This is a genomic window from Geodermatophilus sp. DSM 44513, assembly GCF_032460525.1.
Lineage (GTDB): Bacteria > Actinomycetota > Actinomycetes > Mycobacteriales > Geodermatophilaceae > Geodermatophilus.
In genome coordinates this window covers 1,076,213-1,097,087 of sequence record NZ_CP135963.1, presented here as the reverse complement: position 1 = coordinate 1,097,087, position 20,875 = coordinate 1,076,213, and the positions used below count along the sequence as shown (strand labels likewise).

Annotated in this window: 22 protein-coding genes and 1 other RNA gene; 2 read left to right on the top strand and 21 right to left on the bottom strand. The window is 75.3% G+C overall.

Annotated elements, in window-relative coordinates:
• Positions 1 to 43: 43 nt before the first annotated feature.
• The 6 genes from RTG05_RS05280 to RTG05_RS05255 form a co-directional block, all read right to left on the bottom strand.
• Positions 44 to 1,036, bottom strand: coding sequence for an NAD-dependent epimerase/dehydratase family protein (locus RTG05_RS05280; protein WP_166527763.1), 993 nt, complete (start codon positions 1,034 to 1,036; stop codon positions 44 to 46).
• A 67-nt stretch (positions 1,037 to 1,103) separates the two neighbouring features.
• On the bottom strand, positions 1,104 to 1,601 hold the full coding sequence (locus RTG05_RS05275; RefSeq protein ID WP_166527762.1) for a DUF5994 family protein: 498 nt from the start codon (positions 1,599 to 1,601) through the stop codon (positions 1,104 to 1,106).
• Between the two features lie 161 nt (positions 1,602 to 1,762).
• Positions 1,763 to 3,001 carry an aldose epimerase family protein gene (locus RTG05_RS05270; protein WP_315912351.1) on the bottom strand — a complete coding sequence of 413 codons (1,239 nt, stop codon included), beginning with the start codon at positions 2,999 to 3,001 and terminating at the stop codon, positions 1,763 to 1,765.
• Between the two features lie 167 nt (positions 3,002 to 3,168).
• Complete coding sequence (gene typA, locus RTG05_RS05265; protein WP_166527761.1) at positions 3,169 to 5,058, bottom strand: translational GTPase TypA; 1,890 nt, start codon at positions 5,056 to 5,058, stop codon at positions 3,169 to 3,171.
• Between the two features lie 178 nt (positions 5,059 to 5,236).
• The gene (locus RTG05_RS05260) at positions 5,237 to 5,770 is read right to left on the bottom strand and encodes a hypothetical protein (protein WP_166527760.1); all 534 of its coding nucleotides are present in this window, start codon (positions 5,768 to 5,770) and stop codon (positions 5,237 to 5,239) included.
• 58 nt (positions 5,771 to 5,828) lie between these two features.
• On the bottom strand, positions 5,829 to 6,161 hold the full coding sequence (locus tag RTG05_RS05255; protein WP_166527759.1) for a hypothetical protein: 333 nt from the start codon (positions 6,159 to 6,161) through the stop codon (positions 5,829 to 5,831).
• A 232-nt stretch (positions 6,162 to 6,393) separates the two neighbouring features.
• Here RTG05_RS05255 and RTG05_RS05250 point away from each other — a divergent pair, with 232 nt between their 5' ends.
• On the top strand, positions 6,394 to 6,897 hold the full coding sequence (locus RTG05_RS05250) for a MarR family winged helix-turn-helix transcriptional regulator (protein WP_166527758.1): 504 nt from the start codon (positions 6,394 to 6,396) through the stop codon (positions 6,895 to 6,897).
• Positions 6,898 to 6,957: 60 nt separating this feature from the next.
• Here the strand turns inward: RTG05_RS05250 and RTG05_RS05245 are convergent, their stop codons facing one another.
• Together RTG05_RS05245 and RTG05_RS05240 are read right to left on the bottom strand one after the other, a co-directional pair.
• On the bottom strand, positions 6,958 to 7,671 hold the full coding sequence (locus RTG05_RS05245) for a DsbA family oxidoreductase (protein ID WP_315912350.1): 714 nt from the start codon (positions 7,669 to 7,671) through the stop codon (positions 6,958 to 6,960).
• Positions 7,672 to 7,735: 64 nt separating this feature from the next.
• The gene (locus RTG05_RS05240; protein ID WP_208104806.1) at positions 7,736 to 8,884 is read right to left on the bottom strand and encodes a glycerophosphodiester phosphodiesterase; all 1,149 of its coding nucleotides are present in this window, start codon (positions 8,882 to 8,884) and stop codon (positions 7,736 to 7,738) included.
• Between the two features lie 236 nt (positions 8,885 to 9,120).
• Here RTG05_RS05240 and RTG05_RS05235 point away from each other — a divergent pair, with 236 nt between their 5' ends.
• Positions 9,121 to 10,194 carry a potassium channel family protein gene (locus RTG05_RS05235; protein ID WP_166527755.1) on the top strand — a complete coding sequence of 358 codons (1,074 nt, stop codon included), beginning with the start codon at positions 9,121 to 9,123 and terminating at the stop codon, positions 10,192 to 10,194.
• Here RTG05_RS05235 and RTG05_RS05230 read toward each other — a convergent pair.
• The 13 genes from RTG05_RS05230 to smpB form a co-directional block, all read right to left on the bottom strand.
• Complete coding sequence (locus RTG05_RS05230; RefSeq protein ID WP_166527754.1) at positions 10,191 to 10,355, bottom strand: hypothetical protein; 165 nt, start codon at positions 10,353 to 10,355, stop codon at positions 10,191 to 10,193. The two genes, RTG05_RS05235 and RTG05_RS05230, sit on opposite strands and share 4 nt — an antisense overlap.
• 119 nt (positions 10,356 to 10,474) lie before the next feature.
• Positions 10,475 to 11,401, bottom strand: a complete 927-nt coding sequence (locus RTG05_RS05225; protein ID WP_166527753.1) for an NAD(P)-dependent alcohol dehydrogenase — start codon at positions 11,399 to 11,401, stop codon at positions 10,475 to 10,477.
• 184 nt (positions 11,402 to 11,585) lie between these two features.
• Positions 11,586 to 11,960, bottom strand: a transfer-messenger RNA (tmRNA) gene (gene ssrA, locus RTG05_RS05220).
• 143 nt (positions 11,961 to 12,103) lie between these two features.
• The gene (locus RTG05_RS05215; RefSeq protein ID WP_315912349.1) at positions 12,104 to 13,243 is read right to left on the bottom strand and encodes a magnesium and cobalt transport protein CorA; all 1,140 of its coding nucleotides are present in this window, start codon (positions 13,241 to 13,243) and stop codon (positions 12,104 to 12,106) included.
• Positions 13,244 to 13,626: 383 nt separating this feature from the next.
• Positions 13,627 to 14,163 (bottom strand): carboxymuconolactone decarboxylase family protein, encoded by a 537-nt coding sequence (locus tag RTG05_RS05210; protein WP_208104805.1) that lies wholly within the window; start codon positions 14,161 to 14,163, stop codon positions 13,627 to 13,629.
• Positions 14,160 to 15,029 carry an SCO6745 family protein gene (locus RTG05_RS05205; RefSeq protein WP_208104804.1) on the bottom strand — a complete coding sequence of 290 codons (870 nt, stop codon included), beginning with the start codon at positions 15,027 to 15,029 and terminating at the stop codon, positions 14,160 to 14,162. Before RTG05_RS05205 ends, RTG05_RS05210 begins: the two co-directional genes overlap by 4 nt.
• A gap of 10 nt (positions 15,030 to 15,039) precedes the next feature.
• On the bottom strand, positions 15,040 to 15,447 hold the full coding sequence (locus RTG05_RS05200) for a protein-tyrosine phosphatase family protein (protein ID WP_166527751.1): 408 nt from the start codon (positions 15,445 to 15,447) through the stop codon (positions 15,040 to 15,042).
• Positions 15,444 to 16,427, bottom strand: coding sequence for a GNAT family N-acetyltransferase (locus RTG05_RS05195; RefSeq protein WP_166527750.1), 984 nt, complete (start codon positions 16,425 to 16,427; stop codon positions 15,444 to 15,446). The genes RTG05_RS05200 and RTG05_RS05195 overlap by 4 nt, the downstream gene beginning before the upstream one ends.
• Positions 16,428 to 16,522: 95 nt before the next feature.
• Positions 16,523 to 17,941, bottom strand: coding sequence for an NAD(P)/FAD-dependent oxidoreductase (locus RTG05_RS05190; protein ID WP_315912348.1), 1,419 nt, complete (start codon positions 17,939 to 17,941; stop codon positions 16,523 to 16,525).
• A 97-nt stretch (positions 17,942 to 18,038) separates the two neighbouring features.
• Positions 18,039 to 18,455 carry a VOC family protein gene (locus RTG05_RS05185; RefSeq protein WP_208104803.1) on the bottom strand — a complete coding sequence of 139 codons (417 nt, stop codon included), beginning with the start codon at positions 18,453 to 18,455 and terminating at the stop codon, positions 18,039 to 18,041.
• A complete protein-coding gene (locus RTG05_RS05180; RefSeq protein ID WP_166527747.1) occupies positions 18,452 to 19,354 on the bottom strand; it encodes an amidohydrolase family protein in 903 nt (300 codons plus the stop codon). Before RTG05_RS05180 ends, RTG05_RS05185 begins: the two co-directional genes overlap by 4 nt.
• Complete coding sequence (locus tag RTG05_RS05175; protein ID WP_315912347.1) at positions 19,351 to 20,265, bottom strand: NADP-dependent oxidoreductase; 915 nt, start codon at positions 20,263 to 20,265, stop codon at positions 19,351 to 19,353. Before RTG05_RS05175 ends, RTG05_RS05180 begins: the two co-directional genes overlap by 4 nt.
• An 8-nt stretch (positions 20,266 to 20,273) precedes the next feature.
• The gene (smpB, locus tag RTG05_RS05170) at positions 20,274 to 20,750 is read right to left on the bottom strand and encodes an SsrA-binding protein SmpB (protein WP_166527745.1); all 477 of its coding nucleotides are present in this window, start codon (positions 20,748 to 20,750) and stop codon (positions 20,274 to 20,276) included.
• Between the last annotated feature and the right edge of the window lie 125 nt (positions 20,751 to 20,875).

Genomic DNA, 20,875 nt, shown 5'->3' with positions numbered 1-20,875 from the left:
CTGCCGGCGGTGAGCTCGGATACTGGTGGATCAGCTCGCCTGATCATCGGGGCGCGCCCGGGCCGGCCAGCAGCGCGGCCTCCAGGTCCGCGGGCAGCCCGGGGGCGGGACGGCCGGTCGGCACCGGCGGTCGCGGCGCGGACCGCAGCCACGCCCACGTGTCGGTGACCGTCTCCCCCAGCGGCCGGCTGGGCAGCCCGAGCTGCCGCGCCCGGGTGGTGTCGACGTCCCATGCCGTGCGGGCGGTCTCGGCAGGCAGCCACAGCGGCAGGTGCTGCCACGGCTCCACCCCGGCCGCCAGCAGGTCGGCCTCCGGTACCGGCACCCACTCCGCGTCGCCCCCGGTCACCTCGCGGCAGAGGGCGAGCAGGCCGCCGAGCGTGGTCGTGCCGACCGGGCCGGTGGCGTTGACGGCCCCGGTGTCGCCGCGAGCGGCCGCGTCCACCAGCCAGCCGGCGAGGTCGCGCGCGTCGACGAGGGCGATGGGCTGGTCCAGGCCCTCCGCGGGCACGACCACGCGCCCGCCGCGGGCGATCCGCTCCAGCCACCAGCCGAGCCGGTGCAGCGGGTCGTACGGGCCCGTGATCAGCCCGGCCCGCGCGGTGAGGAACCGGCCGGGCACCGCCGCCGCGAGCACCCGCTCGGCGTGCGCCTTGACCGGCCCGTACTCCTCGTCGTCGGTCTGCCAGGTCGGCTCGCCGTCCTCGGGGCCGATCGGCCCGGGCGGCCAGGTCGCGTAGGCGTTCAGGCTGCTGACGAAGGCGTAGCCGCGGACGCCGCCGAGCACGGCGGCGGCGTTGCGGGCGGCCGCCCGGCTTTGGCAGGAGGTGTCGACGACGAGCTCCGGCGCCCAGCCGTCCAGCGCCGCCTCCAGCGCGCCGGGGTCGTCGCGGTCACCGTGCAGCGCCCGCGCACCGGTGGGCGGGTCACCGGAGACGCCGCGGGTGAACGTGGCCACCTCGTGGCCGCGGTCGAGCGCGGCGTCGACCACGTGCCGGCCGAGGAAGTGGGTGCCGCCGAGGACCAGCAGTCGCATGCGCCCACCCCAGCCGGTCGGCTCCCCCGCCGTCCAGCCGGTTCGCCGTCAGCGCAGCCCGGCGGCGTCAGACCGCCCGCGTGTAGGGCAGGCCCGGCACCTGCGGCAGGGGCGTCGACCGGGCGGCGGCCAGCACCATCTGCGGGGAGCGCGGCAGTCCGCGGCGGGTGCACAGCCGCAGGGCCCGCGCGCCGGTGATGACGTCGGTCTCCGGGGGGACGACCAGCAGGTCGGCGCGGCGGGTGCCGCCGGCCCAGGTCAGGCACACCACGCCGGCGTCCATGCTGCGGAAGCCGCCGGTGCGCACCACCCGGCCGCCGACGACGACCTTGCGCGGTGCCGGGGTCCACGCGTCCAGGGAGTAGGTGAAGCGCTCGACGTGCAGCCCGCGCTTGTCCAGTGCCGCGATCAGCTCGGGCAGCTCGACGGCGAGGTCGCGGCTGCGCGGGAACCAGGCACCGTCGAAGGCCGGGTCGCCGGACCCCGCGTCGCTGCGCAGGCTGACCCGGACGTCGATCCCGCCCCGGTGTCCCTCGGCTGCCAGCGTCTGCAGGGTGGTCCTCATCGGCGTCGTGCCTCTCCCTCGGTCCGCGGGGCCGGCGCACACGGCCCCGACGACAACGTAGGCAGTCGGGTGGGCCGGCCGACGCGCGTGGCCGGTGGGCGGGTCGGCGCCCCCCGGCTCGCCGTCACCACTGGTCATGGAGCGGTCACGGCACCTCCGGCTCAGGACGTGATCTGGAAGACCGTGGTGCTGTCGTACACCTCGCCGGGGCGCAGCACGGTCGACGGGAACTGCGGCTGGTTGGGCGAGTCGGGGAAGTGCTGGGTCTCCAGGGCCAGCCCGTCGCCCTGCCGGTAGACCCCGCCGCCGGTGCCCACGAGCGTGCCGTCGAGGAAGTTGCCCGAGTAGAACTGGATGCCCGGCTCGGTGGTGGAGACGGTCAGGGTCCGGCCGCTGGCCGGGTCGTGCAGCACCGCGGCCTGCGCGAGGGCGTCCTCGCTGTCGGAGCCCTCCCGCGCGCCGTCGTCGGTGCGGTCCAGCACCCAGTTGTGGTCGTAGCCCTGCCCGAACAGGACCTGCTCGTCGGCCGCGCGGATCCGCGCGCCGATCGGCGTGGGCTCGCGGAAGTCGAACGGCGTGCCCTCGACGGGGGCGACCTCGCCGGTGGGGATCAGCGTCTCGTCGACCGGGGTGTAGCCGCTCGCGTCCAGCTGCAGCTCGTGGTCGTAGACGTCGCCGGAGCCCTCGCCGGCCAGGTTCCAGTAGGTGTGCTGGGTCAGGTTGAGCACCGTCGGGGCGTCGGTGGTGGCCTGGTAGTGCACGGTCAGCCGCGGTCCGGCCTCCAGGCGGTAGGTGACCGTCGTGGTCAGCGTGCCGGGGAAGCCCTCGTCGCCGTCCTCGCTGACCAGCCGCAGCTGCAGGGCGGCCGCGTCGCGGTCGCTGACGTCGGTGGCGGTCCAGACCCGCTCGGAGAAGCCCCCGGGCCCGCCGTGCAGGGTGTTCGGGCCGTCGTTGACCGGCAGCTGGTACGTCGTCCCGTCCAGGGTGAAGCGGCCCTCGGCGATGCGGTTGCCGTAGCGGCCGATGAGCGACCCGAAGTAGGGGTCGTCCTCGGAGAGGTAGCCGGCGAGGTCGGCGAAGCCGAGGACGACGTTGCCCGCCTCGCCTGCGGCGTCCGGCACCTCGAGGGTCTGGATGACGCCGCCGTAGGTGAGCACGCGCATCGTGGTGTCGCCGTTGCTCAGGGTCCAGCGCTCGACCGCCGCGCCGTCGGGAGTGGTGCCGAACGGCTCGACACTCGTGCTCGGACCGCCACCGCCACCGCCGCCGCCGTGCCGCCCGTCGCCACCGGTCGCGCCCGCCGGTGCGGCGAGGGCGGCGGCCAGCAGGCCGGCTCCGAGGACGGCGGCCAGCGCACGGCGGCGCGTGGTGCGGGACGGGCGGGGCAGCTGTCCGGGCACGGTGCCTCCGGTGTGGGCGGCGGTCCCCCGGCACCCGTGGTGCAGCCCCGGGACGCCGCCCGACGGTAGGGAGGCCGCTGCGGCGGTGTCAATGCAGCGGGGCCCCGGCCTGCGACGTGCCGGGGGCCCCGTCCGACACGCCGGACGGGGCCCCTCTCGGCGACCGGCTACAGCTTGGGCTTGCGGTTCTTGGCCTTGCCGCGCTCGGTCTGGTCGAGGACCACCTTGCGGATGCGCACGGTGGCCGGGGTGACCTCCACGCACTCGTCCTCGGCGCAGAACTCCAGCGCCTGCTCCAGGTTGAGCACCCGCGGCGGGATGAGCCGCTCCAGCTCCTCGGAGGTGGACTTGCGCATGTTGGTGAGCTTCTTCTCCTTGGTGATGTTCACGTCCATGTCGTCCGGACGGGAGTTCTCACCGACGATCATGCCCTCGTACACCTCGGTGCCGGGCTGGACCATCAGCTGGCCGCGCTCCTGCAGGGAGAACATCGAGTACGTCGTCGCCAGTCCCTGCCGGTCGGCCACCAGCGAACCGGTGGGACGGGCCCGCATGTCGCCGAGCCAGGGCTCGTAGCCCTCCAGGTTGTGGTTCAGGACGCCGGTGCCGCGGGTCTCGGTGAGGAACTCGGTGCGGAAACCGATCAGGCCGCGCGACGGGCAGATGTACTCCAGCCGCGCCCAGCCGGTGTCGTGGTGCACCAGGTTCTCCAGCCGCGCCCGCCGCACGGCCAGCGCCTGGGTGAGCGTGCCGACGTACTCCCCGGGCGTGTCGATGGTGACCCGCTCGACCGGCTCGTGCAACTTGCCGTCGATCTCCTTGGTCACGACGGTCGGGCGGCCGACGGTGAGCTCGAACTCCTCGCGGCGCAGCTGCTCGACCAGGATCGCCAGCGCCAGCTCGCCGCGGCCCTGCATCTCCCAGGTGTCGGGGCGGTCGGTGGGCAGCATGCGCACCGAGACGTTGCCGACCAGCTCCTGGTCGAGGCGGTTCTTGATCAGCCGGGCGGTCAGCTTCTTGCCCGACTTGCCCGACAGCGGCGAGGTGTTGATGCCGATGGTGATGGAGATCGACGGCTCGTCCACGGTCAGCGGCGGCAGCGGGCGGGGGTCGTTCGGGTCGGCGAGGGTGTCGCCGATCATGACGTCCTCGATGCCGGCGATGGCGACCAGCTCACCGGGACCGGCACTCTCCGCCGGGGTGCGGGTGAGGCCCTCGGTGACGAGCAGCTCGGTGATCTTGACGTTCTTGATCGTGCCGTCCGTCCGGCACCAGGCGACCTGCTGGCCGCTCTTCATCGTCCCGGAGTGGATGCGCAGCAGCGCCAGCCGGCCGAGGTAGGGCGAGGCGTCGAGGTTGGTGACCTGCGCGCGCAGCGGCTCCTCGGCGTCGTAGACCGGCGCGGGGATCGTGTCCAGCAGGGTCTTCACCAGCGGCGCGAGGTCCGGGCTGTCCGGGGAGGTGCCGTCGGCCGGCCGGGTGAGCGAGGCCTGCCCGGTCTTGCCGTTGCTGTAGACGATCGGGAAGTCGAGGGTGTCGACGTCCATGCCGGAGTCCTCGAGCAGCTCCATGAACAGCTCGTAGGTCTCGTCGACCACCTCGCCGATGCGGGCGTCGGAGCGGTCGGTCTTGTTGACCACCAGGATCACCGGCAGCTTCTTGCCCAGCGCCTTGCGCAGCACGAAGCGGGTCTGCGGCAGCGGGCCCTCGGAGGAGTCCACCAGCAGCACGACGCCGTCGACCATCGACAGGCCGCGCTCGACCTCGCCGCCGAAGTCGGCGTGGCCGGGGGTGTCGACGATGTTGACGACGACGGGGTTGCCGTTCTCGTCGGCCAGGTGGATCGCGGTGTTCTTGGCCAGGATGGTGATGCCGCGCTCGCGCTCGAGGTCCATCGAGTCCATGACGCGGTCCTGCGTGGAGTCGTTGTCCGTCCCCTCGCCCTTGGCCCGCCCGAGGGCGCCGGCCTGGCGGAGGAGGGCGTCGACCAGGGTGGTCTTGCCGTGGTCGACGTGGGCGATGATGGCCACGTTGCGCAGGTCGTCGCGGGTGGGCATGCGGGAGGGCACCTCAGGGGGTTCGGGGGTGGGCGCGTCCTCGTTGTGTTGCGGAGCGCTTCGACACCACGGTCAACGGCCGCCGGCCCGGCGACCTTCCCATGCTAAGCGCCCGGAGGACGCTCCCCGGCCGTCGCGGGTGGCCGACCGGCGCCCGGACGGCGATCCGTGAGCAGACTCACCCCGTCGAGCGGGCCAGGCGCTCGGCCAGCTCGGCCGACAGCCGCTCCGCGACCTGCACTCGCCGGTGCCGCCACACCCCCACGAGGCCGCCGGCAGCCAGGAGGCCGGCCAGGTAGGACCCCACTCCCACGGTGGGCCCCTGCGCGTCCCCGGCCCCGAGCGCCAGCAGGACCGACACGGCGAGGAAGAGCACCGGCACACCCGCTCGCTCCCGGCTCAACCGGCGCCGCTCGGCGGCCAGCCGTCCGATCCACTCCTCACCGGCCCCCGCGGGGAGGGCGCCGGTCCGCAGGACCCGCTCGACGACCTCCCGTTCCCGGGCAGCCGCCGACAGCCGGACCACGACCGTCCAGGCGAGGACCATCCCGACCCCGAAGAAGGCGCTGCTGACGACGACCCGTGTCCAGCTCCACGAGTCGCCGTGCCACAGGGTGTCGACGCCCTGCAGAGCCGGACCGTAGAAGACGCCGGCGACCACAGCCGCCCACAGGCCGTCGGACGGCCACCCCCGGCCGGCGCGTGTCGTCACGCCGCCAGCCTGACCGATCGCCGTCCCTCCGAGCGGCCTTCCGCACGCGAACGGCCGCTCAGGGACGGTCGGCCACCGCGTAGGTGACGCCGGCGGCGGCGACGGTCACCAGGCCGACCGCCAGCCAGGAGGCCAGCCCGACGCCGAGCGCCAGCACGTGGGCGAGCACGAACGCCCCGACGTAGAGCGCGCCGAGACCGAGCGCCACCGCCCAGCCGCGGCGCTGCTGCCACAGCCACCCGGCCGCCAGCCCGGCGCCGGCGAACAGCGCGCCACCAAGTGCCCGAACACCGGTGGCCTGGGCGACGCCGAACCCGGCCGCCAGGCCGAGGGCGACGAGGACGGCGGACGGAGTCCGGGTGCCGGCACGGGTGAGGGTGGAGCTCGTCATGGGCCCATCCTCCCCCGCGGGGCGTTCCGGTCGAGTACGGCGACCCGGCGGGAGTGGGGCGCGGCCAGGCGGGCAGGACCTGCGGCGCAGGCCGTACGCGCTGTTCCGCACCCCCATCGACGCCGGCCCGGTGCGGCTGCGGTGAGCCCCGGCGGGGGCCGCGCGGAGGGGCCGGTGCGGGTCGCCCGGACACTAGTTGAGGGTTCATCCACTTCGCCAGTACGCTGACCCCATGACCTCCGACGTGTCGACGTCCTCCCGGGACGCCGGCGCCGATGCCGGCTGGCCCCGCTGGCTCGACGCCGACGAACAGCGGGCCTGGCGCGCGTGGCTCTACAGCAACCAGCTGCTCGCCGACCGGCTGGACCGGGAGCTCACCCACGGCACAGGCATCTCGCACGCCTACTACGAGATCCTCGTCGCCCTGTCGGAGACCGAGGGCCGGATGATGCGGATGAGCGAGCTGGCCGACCGCTGCCTGTCCTCGCGCAGCCGGCTGTCGCACGCGGTCGCCCGGCTGGAGGAGCGCGGCTGGGTGCGCCGCCAGGTGTGCCCGGAGGACGGCCGCGGGCAGCTCGCCGTCCTCACCGACGACGGGTTCGCCGCGCTGGAGGCGGCCGCGCCGGTGCACGTGGAGAGCGTGCGCCGGCACCTGTTCGACCAGCTCACCCCCGAGCAGGTCGCGGCGATGCGCGACCTCGGCGAGACGCTGCTGCGCCACCTCGGCCCCCGCTGAGACGTACCGGAGGCCCACGGTGCAGGAAACCTGCACCGTGGGCCTCCGGTGGGGCGCCGGCTAGACGGTGCAGCCGTCCGGGCCGCAGACGGCACCGTCGCCGCCGCTGACCACCGGGATGAGCGGCGCCCGCTCCGCCCACGCGCGCTCGAGCACCTGCAGCAGCGCCTCGGCGGGCTGGGCGCCGTTGACGCCGTACCTGCGGTCGACGACGAAGAACGGCACGCCGCTGATGCCCAGCGCCGACGCCTCGGCCTCGTCGGCCCGGACCGCCCCGGCGTGGCGCTGGTCGGCCAGTGCGGCCCGCACCTCGTCGGCGTCCAGCCCGGCCTCGGCGGCCAGCCGGACGAGGGTCTCCCGGTCGCCGACGGCCTCGCCCTCGCTGAAGTAGGCGGTCAGCAGCCGCTCCTTGACGGCGTCCTGCACCCCGCGCTCGCCGGCCAGGTGGATGACCTGGTGGGCGTCGAAGGTGTTGGCCTGCACCGCCCGGTCGAAGCGGAAGTCCAGCCCCTCGGCGGCGGCCTGCTGGGTCATCGTGTCGATCATCTGCTGGGCGCCGAGCACGGACGTCCCGTACTTGCGGGCCAGCCGCTCGGCGTACTGCGTCGGCGCGGCGGGCTCACCCGCGGGGGCCGACCGGGCGCCGGGGTCCAGCTCGAAGGACCGCCACTGCACCTCGACCGCGGCGCGGTGCGGGAAGCGTGCCAGCGCGGCCTCGAAGCGGCGCTTGCCGATGTGGCACCAGGGACAGACGACGTCGGACCAGATCTCCACCTTCACGTCCCGGGCAACGCCCCGGCCGGTCATCCCCATCCCGGCCGGGGCGTCCTCCCCTGCCCTAGTCCTGGAACAGCTCCCGGGAGACCAGGCCGGTGTCGGGGTTGTCGGTGAACATGCCGTCGATGCCGGTCGCCCAGAACGCGAGGTGCTCCTCGATCGCCTGGCCGTAGTCGCCCGGGTCCTCGCCCGCGTCGCGCAGGTCGGCGGGGAGGAACTCGTTCTCGTTGCGGAAGGTGTAGGGGTGCACCAGCAGGTCGGCGGCGTGCGCGTCGTCGACGAAGGACGTCGGCTCGCCCAGCGTGCCGTCGTCCTCCCGCGGGATGACCTGCCCCTTCTCCGGCCCGACGCCGTCGGCGTACTCGCCGATCCCGGCCAGCCCCTCGGCGGTGGACAGGTCGGCGTAGGTCGTGTCCTCGCCGGCGGCCACCAGGTCCGCAGGCGCACCGGACGCCGACAGCAGCTGCACCAGCGGCACGTCGACGACCCCGTCCAGCTCGCGCAGGTTCGCCGTCTCGAAGGACTGGACGAACACCGGCGCGTCCTCGCCGGTCAGGCCTGCCTCGTGCAGGTCCTCGACCAGCGGCTCCTCCAGCGACAACCCGATGGAGTCGAAGTAGGTCGGGTGCTTGGTCTCGGGGTAGACGCCGATCTCGCGGCCCAGCTCCTCGGACAGCTCCGCGCGCAGCTCGAACACCTCGTCGAGGGTGGGCACCTGGTAGAGCCCGTCGTAGAGGGTGTTCTCCTCGCGCAGCTCGGGCAGCCGCTCCACCGCGCGCAGGGTGCGCAGCTCGGCGAAGGTGAAGTCCTCGGTGAACCAGCCGGTCAGCTCTACGCCGTCGATGACCCGGGTGGTCTGCCGGTCGGCGAACTCGGGCCGGTCGGCGACGTCGGTCGTCCCGGAGATCTCGTTCTCGTGCCGGGCGACCAGCACGCCGTCCGACGTGCTGACCACGTCGGGCTCGATGTAGTCCGCGCCCATCCGGGCGGCCAGCTCGTAGGACGCCAGCGTGTGCTCGGGCCGGTAGCCCGACGCGCCGCGGTGGCCGATGACCAGCAGCTCGGCGGCGGCCTCGTCGTCCCGGTCGTGGCCGTGGTCGCGGCCGGCGTGGTCCTCCGAGCCGGTGGCGGTGGCGGGACCGGCCAGCAGCACCGGCACCGCGAGCACCGCGGCGGTGAGGACGGCGGAACGGCGGTGGGCTCGTCGCACGGGATCTCCCTGGGCTCGGGCGGCGTCCTTCGCCGTCGGCCCCGGCCGATCCAGTCCGATGCGGGGGGCGGTGTCGAGACCGGCGGGCGAACGGCGGGTGAAGGAACCGGTCGGGACCGCCCGCCGACGCACTGCGTCACCCATCCGGTGCTCCCGGTGACTCCGTCGGCCGCTCCTCACCCGGAGGGGTGCGGTCCGCACGCGTGCCCGGGGAGGACCTCACTATCGTCCCGACGGTGGACGGCGACAGGGACGCGGTGACCGAGCACACCGGGGTGCGCCTGGCGCACGTCGAGCTCTCCCCGTTCCGCCAGGTGTGGCGCCGGGTGGTCATCGCCGCGGCGGTGCTGCTGGCCACGGTCCTCATCGTCTGGCTGGACCGGGACGGCTACCGGGACGGCGACGAGATCGGCATCACCCTGCTGGACGCCTTCTACTACGCGACCGTCAGCCTCTCCACGACCGGCTACGGCGACATCACGCCGATCACGCCGGGCTCGCGGCTGGTCAACATCCTGGTCATCACGCCGCTGCGCGTCATGTTCCTGATCGTGCTCATCGGGACCACCCTGGAGGCGCTGACCACGCGCACCCGCGAGGAGTTCCGCATCCGACGCTGGAGGTCCACCGTGCGCCAGCACGTGATCGTGTGCGGCTACGGCACCAAGGGGCGCAGCGCCATCCGGTCGCTGCACGCCAGCGGCACGCCGCTGGACCACATCGTCGTGGTCGACCCCGACCCGCGGGCGATCGAGGAGGCCAACTCCCTCGGGCTCACCGGCATCGTCGGGGACGCCAGCCGCACCGACGTGCTGCGGCGGGCGTCGATCGAGCGGGCGCGGGCGGTCATCGTGGCGGCCAACCGGGACGACGCGTCGGTGCTCATCACGCTGACCGTCCGCCAGCTCAACCCGGGCGTGCCGCTCACGACGTCGGTGCGCGAGGAGGAGAACGCCCAGCTGCTGCGCCAGTCCGGCGCGGACACGGTGATCACGACCTCGGCCACGGCCGGGCGGCTGCTGGGGCTGTCCACCGACGCGCCCCGGGTCGTGGCCACCGTCGAGGACCTGGTCACCGGCGGGCAGGGGCTGGACCTGCACCAGCGGCGGGTCGCCGCCGGCGAGGTGGGCCTGAGCCCGCGGCAGCTGCGCGACGTCGTCCTGTCGGTGACCCGGGGCGGGCGCACGCTGCGCTTCGACGACCCGCTCATCGGCACGCTGGAGACCGAGGACGTGCTCGTCGTCGTCCGCTCCAACCGGCCGGGCGGGCGCTCTGCCGCTCCGGTCGAGCAGGGCAGTCGCCCCCGTTAGACGAGGACGGCGTCCAGCGCGTCGGCCTGCTGCACGAGGTCGGCCGCGGTGGTCAGCCAGCCGGCCACCAGCAGCAGCGGCCAGGGCTGCTCGTCGTCCAGTGAGGCCGTCGTCGCGACCAGCGAGGCCTGGGCCACGGCCCTGCACGCCATGTTCCGCATGACGGGCTCCTTCCATCGGGTACCGGGAGGGTCGGCACCGACGGGCGCGGGGTGCAGCCGTGTCACACAGACGTCACCCGGAAGGGGTGGACGTCACCTGGTCGCGGGAGGGGACGCGGTCAGCCGACCGGCACGGCCGACGTCGCGACGACGACCTTGCCGGTGGCCGCACCCCGGACGTGGCGGTAGGCCTCCTCGACCTGCGCGAGGGGGAAGACGCGGTCCACCACCGGCCGCAGGTCCCCGCCGTCGACCAGGGCGGCCAGGTGGGCGAGGTCCGCCGACCGGGGCCGGGTGCGCACCGTGGCGAAGGCGGGCCCGCCCCGCCGCAGCCGGCCGGGCACCAGCTCGCGCACGGAGTCCGGCCCCGCGCCGCGCGTGGTGACGAACACCCCGTCGTCGGCCAGCAGGGGGCGGGCGGCGGCGGCCAACAGCCGTCCCGGGGTGTCGAGGACGACGTCGAAGCGGCGCCCCAGGGCGGTGACCTCCCGCTCGTGCCGGTCGACCAGCTCCTGGGCGCCGAGCCCGGCGACGAAGTCCAGCTTCCGACCGCTGGCCACGCCGGTGACGTGGGCGCCGACCAGGCGGGCCAGCTGCACGGCGGCGGCGCCGATGCCGCCGGAGGCGCCGACGACCAGCACCCGGGGGGAGCGGCGGGCGCGCAGCGCCGCCCGCCCGTAGAGCGCCTGCAGCGCGGTCAGCCCGGCCAGGGGCAGCGAGGCGGCCTCGGCCGCCGAGCAGGAGACGGGGACGCGGGCGGCCTGCTCCTGCCGGAACACCACCCGCTCGGCCTGGCCGCCGCCGGAGTGCCCGAGCAGGGCCATCACCCGGTCGCCGGGGGCGAAGGCGGTCACCTCCGGGCCGCAGGACAGGACCTCGCCGGCCACGTCGAAGCCCGGGTGGCTGACCCGGCGGACGACGGCGGCCGTCAGGCCCCCGCCGAACGCCCCCAGGTCGGTGCCGTTGACGCTGGACGCCTCCACGCGCAGCAGCAACCGGTCGCCGGTCGGTGCGGGCGGCTCGGGGACGTCCACCACCACCGGCACGGTCGAGTCCCCGGAACCCCGCAACCGGACAGCACGCACGGCCCACCCCTCCCCCGCACCCTCGGCCGGGCGCACGTGGGGCAGGGCTACCCCGCGGACCCGGAGGGGACGCACGACCTGCGTCGCACCCCGGACGCGCGAGAGCCCCGCGCGGACGGCGTCCGCGCGGGGCTCTCACAGGGGTGGGTGGAGGTGGCGGGAATCGAACCCGCGTCCTGCGACGCATCACCAGGGCTTCTCCGAGCGCAGTCCGCTGCGTCTCTGCTCGACCCTCCCGATCTCACGAACGAGACGGGATGACGGGCCCAGTCGCTGTTGGGTGTCCCGTGCGCGCCCGCGACCGGCGCGCACGGTCAGTCATCTAGCTGATGCCAGGATCCGGGCCGATGACGAACCCGGGCTGACAGAGTCGCTCTCGCTACTTAGGCAGCGAGGGCGAACTCGCGCTGACTGGAGTCGGCGCTTGTGTGGTTTCCGACGCGTGGTTAACGAGCTCATCGTCGGCTTCCTCGGCTCGCTTCCCCTGGTCACACGACCGCAGTCGAGACCGTTCACCCCCTGTGCAGTTGTGCAGACAGCGTAACGGCACCGGCCGACGCGGTGTTCCCGCACTCCCCCGGGCGGGTCGAGCGTCGGCGGGTGGCTGCCCCCACCGGCGGGTCGCACCACCACCCGCCGATGATCACGGCGGGCTCGGCGGGTTCAAATCCAATCGCGGCGCTTGAAGACGGCGTAGAGCACGACGCTCACGCCGAGCATCATCACCACCGCCATCGGGTAGCCGTAGGTCCACCCGAGCTCGGGCATCACCTCGAAGTTCATCCCGTACACGGTGCCCACCAGCGTGGGGGCGAACAGGATGGCCGCCCAGGCGGAGATCTTCTTGACCTCCTCGCCCTGCCCGATCGAGGCCTCGGTGAGCTCGCGGATCTCCTCGTTCTGCCGCTGGGCCACCAGGGTGGCGTTGACGGTGAGGATGTCGCGCAGCTGCAGCCGGAAGGCCTCCACCCGCTCGTTGACCTGCACCACGTGGTCCTCGACGTCGCGCAGGTAGCTGCGCAGCTCCTCGTCGACGCCGTACTTGTCGAACCCGGCGGTGATCGCGGCCAGGATGCCGCCCAGCGGCCGGGCGGCGCGCTGGAACTCCAGCACCTCCTGGGACAGCTCGTAGATGCGCCGTGACACCCGCGGGTCCCCGCCGAACACCTGGGTCTCGATCTCGTCGATGTCGTTGGCCAGGCCCGCGACGACCGGGGAGTACCCGTCGACGACGGCGTCCAGGATCGCGTAGAGGACTGCCTCGCTGCCCTTGGCCAGCAGGTCCGGCTCGCTCTCCAGCCGGCGGCGCACCCGGGAGAGGTCCGGGGACTCGCTGTGCCGCACGGTGATCGCGAAGTTGGTGCCGAGGAACAGGTGCAGCTCGCCGAACTCGACCTCCTCGGCCGCGTCCAGGTACCGCGCGGCCTTGAGGACGACGAACAGCGTGCTGCCGTACCGCTCGAATTTGGGCCGCTGGTGGGCGGTGATCGCGTCCTCGACGGCGAGCTCGGGCAGGTCGAACAACTCGGCCAGCTCGCCGAGCTCGCGCGGCTCGGGCCGGTAGAGGCCCAGCCAGGCCAGGCGCTCGTCGTCCTCGACGAGGCACTGGTGGCTCTCCAGCGGCGACTCGGGCGTGGCCACCCGGCGCCCGGCGGAGTAGACGGCGTTGTCGACGATCACCGCGGGCCGCGGGGGCGGGGGCTCCGGCGCGGGCGGCGGCACGGGGGCGAGGGTCACCGGCGGCCGGGGGCGGCGGGTGAGGGTGGTCAGGGCGGTGAGCGGCGCACGGCGGCGGTCGACCACGGCGGACTCCTGGGCAGGCGGAGGGACGGGGACCTCGTCGGGGCCCGCCCCAGGCCCCGTCCCGGGTCCCACCCTGAGCATGCGAAGGGTGGGGAGGACGGGGTCCTCTCTCAGGCGGCGTGGACCCCGGTGCCGGTACTGGGCGGTTCGCTGCGCATCGCTCAGCACCTCCCGTCGTCCGTGGGCCGGCCCGTCCCCGGGCCGTCGTCCATCATGACACGTCTGCGTCCCCGTCGTCCCGGGACGGGCGGGAGCACGCCGGGGCGCCGTCAGCCGACGTCGAGCACCAGGCCGATCAGCTCGGTCGCGGTCATGGCGCGCCTCCCCTCGGGGTGTGACCGAGACCCCAGGGACCCGCGGCCCGTCCGGCGAGGACCCGCGGTCTACCCGGCGACCTCCCCGGGCGGCGGCGGCACCTGCAGCGCGACGAGGAACCGGGACACCATGGCGTACCCGCCCACGAGCGCGGTCAGCTCGACGACCTGCCGGTCGTCCAGGTGCGCCCGGACGCCGGCGAACACCGCCTCCGGGACGGCGACCTCGCGCGTGGAGGCGTCGGTGAAGGCGAGCACGGCGGCCTGCACCGGCGTCCACACCGGTTCGCCTACCGCGCCGGGACGGCGCAGCGCCCGCAGCTGCGGGTCGGCCAGCCCGGCGCGACGGGCGATCGGCTCGTGCGCGGCCCACTCGAACACCGCGTCGTTGAGGACGGCGACCCGCAGGACGACGAGCTCGCGCAGGTCCGCGGCCAGCGTCGTCCCCCTGCGCAGCGCACCGAGCAGCGCGTTCCAGCCCTCGGCGACCGGCGGGCTGTGCAGCAGCAGCCGGTCCAGCGCGGACAGCTGCCCGCCGCGGCGGGCCCGCAGCAACTCCGCGGTCGGGCCCTCGCCGTCGGTCTCGGGGACCCGGGGCACGCTCACCGGCCGCTGAACATGCCGGCGGGGTAGGCGCCGTTGGCGACCAGCCGGGCCGACAGCGCCCTGCCCAGCTCCACCGCCCGGGCGGTGCGCTCGGGCCCGAGGTGCAGCCACGGCGTCGCCGACAGCGCGTCGGTGCCGGCCTCCACCTCGGCCCGCAGCCGGCGGCCCTCGTCGGTCAGCCCGCCGTCGGCGACCAGGCCGCGCCCGGTGAGAGCGGCGCACGCGGCGTCCCACTCCTCCTCGCTCCAGCCGCGGGTGGCCCGCGCCGCGGCGGCGGTGAACCCGCGGCCGGTGAGGGTGTGGGTGACCAGCGACTCCAGGCCGGTCAGCCCGGCCCGCACCAGCCCGGCCACGTGCCCGTCGCCGCGGTGTTCGCGCAGCAGCGTGGCGCCGTGCCACAGCGACAGCACCGGCTCCTCGGGCCAGGGCTGGTCGGCGTGCCCGGCGTACAGCGGGCGGCCCTCGGCGGTGAGCACGCCGCACGCCTCGCGCAGCAGCCCGGCGAGCTCGGCCACCTCCGGCGCGGCGGCCGCCTCTGCTCCGCCGAGCAGCCGGGTGAGCGAGGCGCGGGCGCCGTCGAGCCGGGCGGCGAGCACCTGCTCGGGGGTGGCGAGGGTCCAGGCGCGCGGCACGTGGCGGGCCACCAGCGAGGGGGCGAAGTTGGCGAACGTCGCCACCACCGCGCCGGGCCCGACCGCGCCCATCGCCGCGGCCCGCCCGGCGAAGTAGCACATCCGGCCCGGCCGCAGCCCGATCGCGGTGAGGTACTCGTCCTGCTCGGGGGAGAAGTAGACCTGGTTGTGCAGCGGCTCGACGGCGCGGTGCGCGCGGGCGACGTCGGGAGCCGGCTGATCGGCGCTGACCATGCGCGGCAACCTACCGGTGCAGCGTGCGGAGCCACCGGCGCTGCCAGGGCGTCTCCACCGCGCGCGGGGCGTACTCGCGGCGCACCCACCGGAGAGCGTCGGCGGCCGGGACGCCGTCGAGGACGGCCAGCGCGGCCAGCGCGGTGCCGGTGCGCCCGACCCCGCCGCGGCAGGCGACCTCCACCTGGTCCCCCGCCCGGGCCTGCTCCAGCGCCTCGGTCAGCGCGGCCAGGACGTCGTCCCGGTCCGGCGGCACCCAGAAGTCCGGCCAGCGGACCCGGCGCGCGGGCCACGGCGGCAGCGGACCGCGCCCGAGGACGACCGCCCGGTCGGCCGGGGAGCCGGGCGTGCCGAGCCGGCGGCCGCGGACCCGGACGCCGGAGGGCAGCGTGACGACGCCCGGACCGGTCCAGCTCACCGCACCGGCGGGCGGGTGCACGCCCACTGGGCGCGGGTGCGGATCTCCGCGAAGCCCAGCCGCCGGTACAGCCCGAACGCCCCGGTCGGGTTCTCGGTGTCGACCTGCAGGCCGGCGGTGTCGCAGCCGGCGGCCGCGGCGGCGTGCAGGGCGGTGAGGATCCCGGCGGAGGCGATGCCCCGCCCGCGGGCGGCGCGCAGCACGCCGAGCTGCCCGAGGTGGGCCTGCTGCAGGCCGGTGGCGCGGGTGTCGGCGTCGTAGACGTAGGCGAGCACGTAGCCGGCCACCGCCCCGTCGACCAGGGCGAGCACGGAGAGCTCGGGGCGGAACGCGCGCTGGCCGGTGTACCAGGTCGCCCAGGACGCCGGGTCGCGCTCGGCGGAGCCGTGGTGGTCGGCGAAGGCCGCGTTGTGCGCCCGCCGCACCTCGTCGTCCCGGTCGCGGCTGTAGGGCACCAGCTCGACGCCCGGCACGGCCGGGACGTCGGGCAGCCCGGTCAGCGGCCGCTCCATGTCGGCGTACCAGCGCTCGGCGGTGAACCCGGCCCGGCGCGCCAGCGACCCCAGCGACGCCATCCCCGGCGGCACCGCGACGGTCAGCCGCGCGGGCAGGTCGGGGTGGACGCGGTGGTGGACCTCCGCGGCACGCTGCAGCTGCCAGGCCAGCAGCGCCCGCCCGACCCCCTCCACGCGCCGGCCGGGGTGCACGCGGCCGTCCAGCGCGATGCGGTGGTCCTCGCGCGCCCCGCCCAGGGAGAACACCAGCGCCCAGGCGACGAGGGTGCCGTCGGCCGTGCACACCGCCCGGCCGTCGCGCGGCAGGTCGACCAGGTCGTTGACCCACCACTCGGTGACGTCGTCGGCGTCCAGGTGCTCGCCGGTGTCGTCGGCCGGCTCGGCGGCGGCCAGCAGCTCGGCCGCCGCGTGGACGTCGTCGGCGGTCAGCGGGCGGGCGGTGAGGTCCGCCGGCAGTCCGTCCACGGGTCGGCAGCGTAGGGACGGCGGCCGGTGCGGTCGACCGGGTTCCGGGCCCGGGGGTCCACGCAAGGGTCCCTCCCGGCACGCCGTGCGCCTCCTCAGGCGGATCTCGTACCAGCAGCACGGGCCACCGGCACCGGGCCGGGCGGACCCTCCCCGCGGCTCGGCCGGCTCCGGGCGGCGGCCAGGACGAGGTGCGGGCGGAGCAGCGCCGTGGGCCGCTCGAGCATGCCGAGCGCCCGGACGTAGACGTCGGTGACCACCGGGTCGTACGTGGCGGCCACCTCCAGTCGGTCCTGGTACCGGTGCAGGGTGCGCCGCAGCGGTCCGGTGCGGCCGCCGGTGGTGCCGGGGAACCGCAGGTCCTCGCCGACGGCGAACAGCCACGGCTCCGCCAGCCGACGCGCCAGCTGCCGCTGGAAGCGACCGCCCAGACCGCCCAGGTCGCCCCGGTTCCGCCGGCTGCGCAGGGACGCGTCCAGGAGCTCGGCCGCGACGACGGCGCTGCTCATGCCCTGGCCGTACACCGGGTCGAACGCACAGGCCGCGTCGCCGAGCACCACCAGGCGCTCGGGCCAGCGGCGCAGGCGCTCGTAGTGCCACCGCCGGTTGCTCGTGCCGCGGTGCAGGTGCACGTCGCTGACCGGCTCCGCGGTGGCGATGGCCTCGGCGAGGACCGGGGACCGCAGGCTGCGCGCGTAGGCGGTGAAGCCGGCGTGGTCGGCCGCCGCGTGCACCCCGCGGGCGCCGATGAGCCCCACGACCCACCGGCCGCCCTCGACCGGGTAGAGGTAGCCGGTCCGTGGGTTGTCCGCGCGGTCACCGAAGATGATCAACCCCTTCCAGTCGGCGGTGGAGCCGTCGGGGGTGCGGTAGAAGCGGCTGGCGTAGGTGATGCGGGCGTCCACCGTCGTCCGCTCTGGCACCGGACCCCCGAGCCCGGCCAGCCAGGTCGGGGTCCGCGTCCCCCGGCCGGAGGCGTCGACGACCAGGTCGGCGTCGACGGTGGCCGCGCCGCCGTCCCCGCGCAGCACCACCCCGCGGACCGCCCGGCCGTCGTCGCAGGCGCGGAGCGCGGTGACCCTGCAGCCGTCCACGATGCTCACCCCGGGCAGCTCCAGCAGCCGCCGGCGCACCGTCGCCTCGATGAGCGGCCGGCTGGCCGACAGCGACAGCCACCCGGGTGCGCGCCGGTCGATCCACCCGGCCCGGCCGAGGACGAGCACGTCCCCCGGGAGGCGGACCGGGACGGCGCCGGCGTCCTGCAGGTCCTGCCCGAAACCGGGGAAGACCCGCTCCAGGCCCACCAGGCCGCGGGCGAGCAGGGCGTGCACCTGCCACCCCTGGGGCACCCCCCGGCGGGGCTGCGCGCCGTCCGGCAGCCGGTCGCGCTCGACGACGGTCACCCGGTCGACGTGGTCCGCCAGCACGGCGGCGGCCAGCAGGCCGGCCATGCCGGCGCCGACGACGACCGCGTGACCCGTGTCCGGTGTGCGTGCGACAGCTGTCCGGGTCATCTGCGGACCTCCCCGGCGAGACGGCGGATCCGTCCCAGGACACACCCGGGGCGGCACGCCGGTCCAGTGGCCGAAGGCCCTGCCACCACCCGCCGCGTCAGGCGTCCGGCTGCTCCTGCCGCGACGGTCCCGCGCCCACCCGGACGAACAGGCAGAACGGGTGCCCGGCGGGGTCGGCGTAGACCCGCACCTCCTCGTGCGGCTCGGTGTGGGCGCCCAGGAGCCGGGCACCGGCCTCCTCGGCGGCCGCGCCGGCCGCGGCCAGGTCCTCGACCTGTAGGTCGAGGTGGGTCTGCATCTGCTGGGTGCCCGGCTCGGGAGGCCACACCGGGGGGACGTGCTCGCGCTCCAGTTGGAAGGACAGGCCGGTGCTGCCGTCCGCCGGGCGCAGGGTCGCCCACTCCGGCTCGTCGTCGCGGATCGGCCAGCCGAGCAGCCGCTGGTAGAAGCGGGCCAGGCCGCGCGGGTCCGGCGTGCCGAGGACAGCGGCAGTCAGCCGGATGCCGGGGATCACGCCGCCACCCCGAACAGCCGGGCGCCGTTGTGCCACAGCACCGCGCGCAGCCACTCCTCCCCCAGGTCCAGCCGGTCCAGCGCGGCCAGCTGGTGGGCGTAGGGGTAGGGGATGGACGGGAAGTCGCTGCCGAGCAGCACCTTGTCCCGCAGCGCGGTCAGCCGCGGCCGCAGCGCCGGGTCGAAGGGCATCAGCCGCTCGACGAAGTCGGTGGCGAACATGGTGGTGTCCAGGTGCACCCGCTCGTACCGCCCGGCCAGGTCGAGGAAGTCCGCGTACTCGGGCATGCCGAGGTGGGCGATGACCAGCTGCAGCCGGGGGTGGCGCTCCAGCAGCCCGGTCATCGGCACCGGTCCGGTGTGCTCCCCGCGCAGCGGTCCGGAGCCGCAGTGGATGACCACCGGGGTGCCGGCCTCCTCCAGCCGCGCCCACACCGGGGCGAGCAGCGCGTCGCGCGGGTCGAACCGGCCGACCTGCACGTGCACCTTGAACACCCGCACCCCCGCCGCCAGGGCCGCCTCGACGTGGGCCGGCGCCTCCGGCTCGGGGTAGAAGGTGGCCGACCGCAGCACCTGCGGGTGCGCGGCGGCGAACGCGGCCGACCACTCGTTGAGCCAGCCGGCCATGCCCGGCTTGTGCGGGTAGGGCAGCGTCGGGAACGCCCGGACGCCGAGCCGGTCGAGCACCGCGACCCGCTGCTCCTCCGGCAGCGGGTAGTGCACGGGCCAGGCCGCGCCGTAGTTCTGCTCACCGGCGGCGAAGTACGCCCACACCTTCTCCTGCACCCGCGGCGGCAGGAAGTGCACGTGCACGTCGACCAGCCCGGGCAGGCCGAGGGCGCGCCAGTACCGGGGGACGTCGGCGTCGTCGGCCGGCGGCTCGATCCGTCGTCCCGTCACAGCAGGGTGACGACGACCTTGCCGCGCACGTGCCCGCCGGCCACGAGCTCCTGCGCCTCGCGCACCTGCTCCAGCGGGAAGGCACGGGCGACCGGCACCCGCAGCTGCCCGGCGTCGGCCATCCGGCCCAGCTCCTCGAGGTGCTCGTGCTCGGGGCGGACGAACACGTACCGGCCGCCCATCCCGTTGACCGCCGGGTCGACGACGGAGGCGATCCGGGCACGGTCGCGGACCTGCTCCGGCGCGTCGGCCAGGGTGTCGCCGCCGACCAGGTCCAGGACGGCGTCCACCGGCTCGGACAGCTGCCGGCTGAGCGGCCCGGCGGCGTAGTCGAACACCTCGGCCACCCCGGCGTCGCGCAGGAAGCCGTGGTTGCGCGGGCTGGCGGTGCCGATGACGTGCGCGCCGAGCGCGACGGCGATCTGCACGGCGGAGAAGCCCACCCCGCCGGCGGCCCGGTGCACCAGCACCCGGTCGCCCTCGCCGACCTCGAGCGCCTCGGTGAGCGCCTGGTAGGCGGTCAGCCCGGCCAGCGGCAACCCGGCCGCCTCGGCGAAGGACAGCGACGCGGGCTTGTGCGCCAGGCAGCGCTGCGGCGCGGGCACCAGCTCCGCCGTCGTCCCCCACTGGACGTCGTCGCGGCGCACGTAGCCGCACACCTCGTCGCCGGCGGCGAAGGCGGTGACTGCCGGGCCGGCGGCCTCCACCACCCCGGCGACGTCCCAGCCGGGCACGATCGGGAAGTGGTGCGGGAACGCGCCGGCCAGCGCGCCGTCGCGGATCTTCCCGTCGACCGGGTTGACCCCGGCGGCGTGCACCCGGACCAGCACGGTGTCCGGGCCGACCGGCGGGTCGGGCAGGTCCGTGCGCAGGGTCAGGACCTCCGGGCCCCCGAACTCCTCATAGGCCACGCCCCGCACTACCGCCGTCCCTTCACGTACCGCCCGAAGACCTTCTGGATCTCCCGCCGCGCGTCGCGCTCGGCGAGGTCGTGCCGCTTGTCGTAGGACTTCTTGCCCTTGGCCAGCGCCAGGGTGGCCTTGACCTTGCCGTCCTTGAAGTACAGGTCGAGCGGCACGAGGGTCAGGCCGCCCTCCTTGGTCTTGCCGATGAGCTTGTCGATCTCGGCGCGGTGCATGAGCACCTTGCGCTTGCGGCGCGGGGCGTGGTTGGTCCAGGTGCCCTCGGTGTACTCGGGGATGTGCACGTGCTGCAGCCACACCTCGCCGCCGTCGACCGTGGCGAACCCGTCGACGAGGGAGGCGCGGCCGGCCCGCAGGCTCTTCACCTCGGTGCCGGTGAGCACCAGGCCCACCTCGAAGGTGTCGAGGATCGAGTAGTCGTGCCGCGCCTTCTTGTTCTGGGCGATGAACTTGCGCCCCTGCTCCCGCGGCATGGCTTGAGGTTAGCCGCGCGCAGCGCGGTGTCGGACGCGGCGCGGGGCCCGGAGGGCTCCCGGCGCGTCCGACGGTGGGGCTCAGCGACACCGGGGGACGGCACGTGGCCGCGGTGCGGTCCGGT

Bases quoted from the DNA above. Each gene is read 5' to 3' on its own strand.
- RTG05_RS05255 (WP_166527759.1), bottom strand. From the start codon at position 6,161: ATGACGAGCTCCACCCTCACCCGTGCCGGCACCCGGACTCCGTCCGCC.
- RTG05_RS05230 (WP_166527754.1), bottom strand. From the start codon at position 10,355: ATGCGGAACATGGCGTGCAGGGCCGTGGCCCAGGCCTCGCTGGTCGCG.
- RTG05_RS05205 (WP_208104804.1), bottom strand. From the start codon at position 15,029: ATGGTCAGCGCCGATCAGCCGGCTCCCGACGTCGCCCGCGCGCACCGC.
- RTG05_RS05250 (WP_166527758.1), top strand. From the start codon at position 6,394: ATGACCTCCGACGTGTCGACGTCCTCCCGGGACGCCGGCGCCGATGCC.
- RTG05_RS05280 (WP_166527763.1), bottom strand. From the start codon at position 1,036: ATGCGACTGCTGGTCCTCGGCGGCACCCACTTCCTCGGCCGGCACGTG.
- smpB (WP_166527745.1), bottom strand. From the start codon at position 20,750: ATGCCGCGGGAGCAGGGGCGCAAGTTCATCGCCCAGAACAAGAAGGCG.
- typA (WP_166527761.1), bottom strand. From the start codon at position 5,058: ATGCCCACCCGCGACGACCTGCGCAACGTGGCCATCATCGCCCACGTC.
- RTG05_RS05190 (WP_315912348.1), bottom strand. From the start codon at position 17,941: ATGACCCGGACAGCTGTCGCACGCACACCGGACACGGGTCACGCGGTC.
- RTG05_RS05275 (WP_166527762.1), bottom strand. From the start codon at position 1,601: ATGAGGACCACCCTGCAGACGCTGGCAGCCGAGGGACACCGGGGCGGG.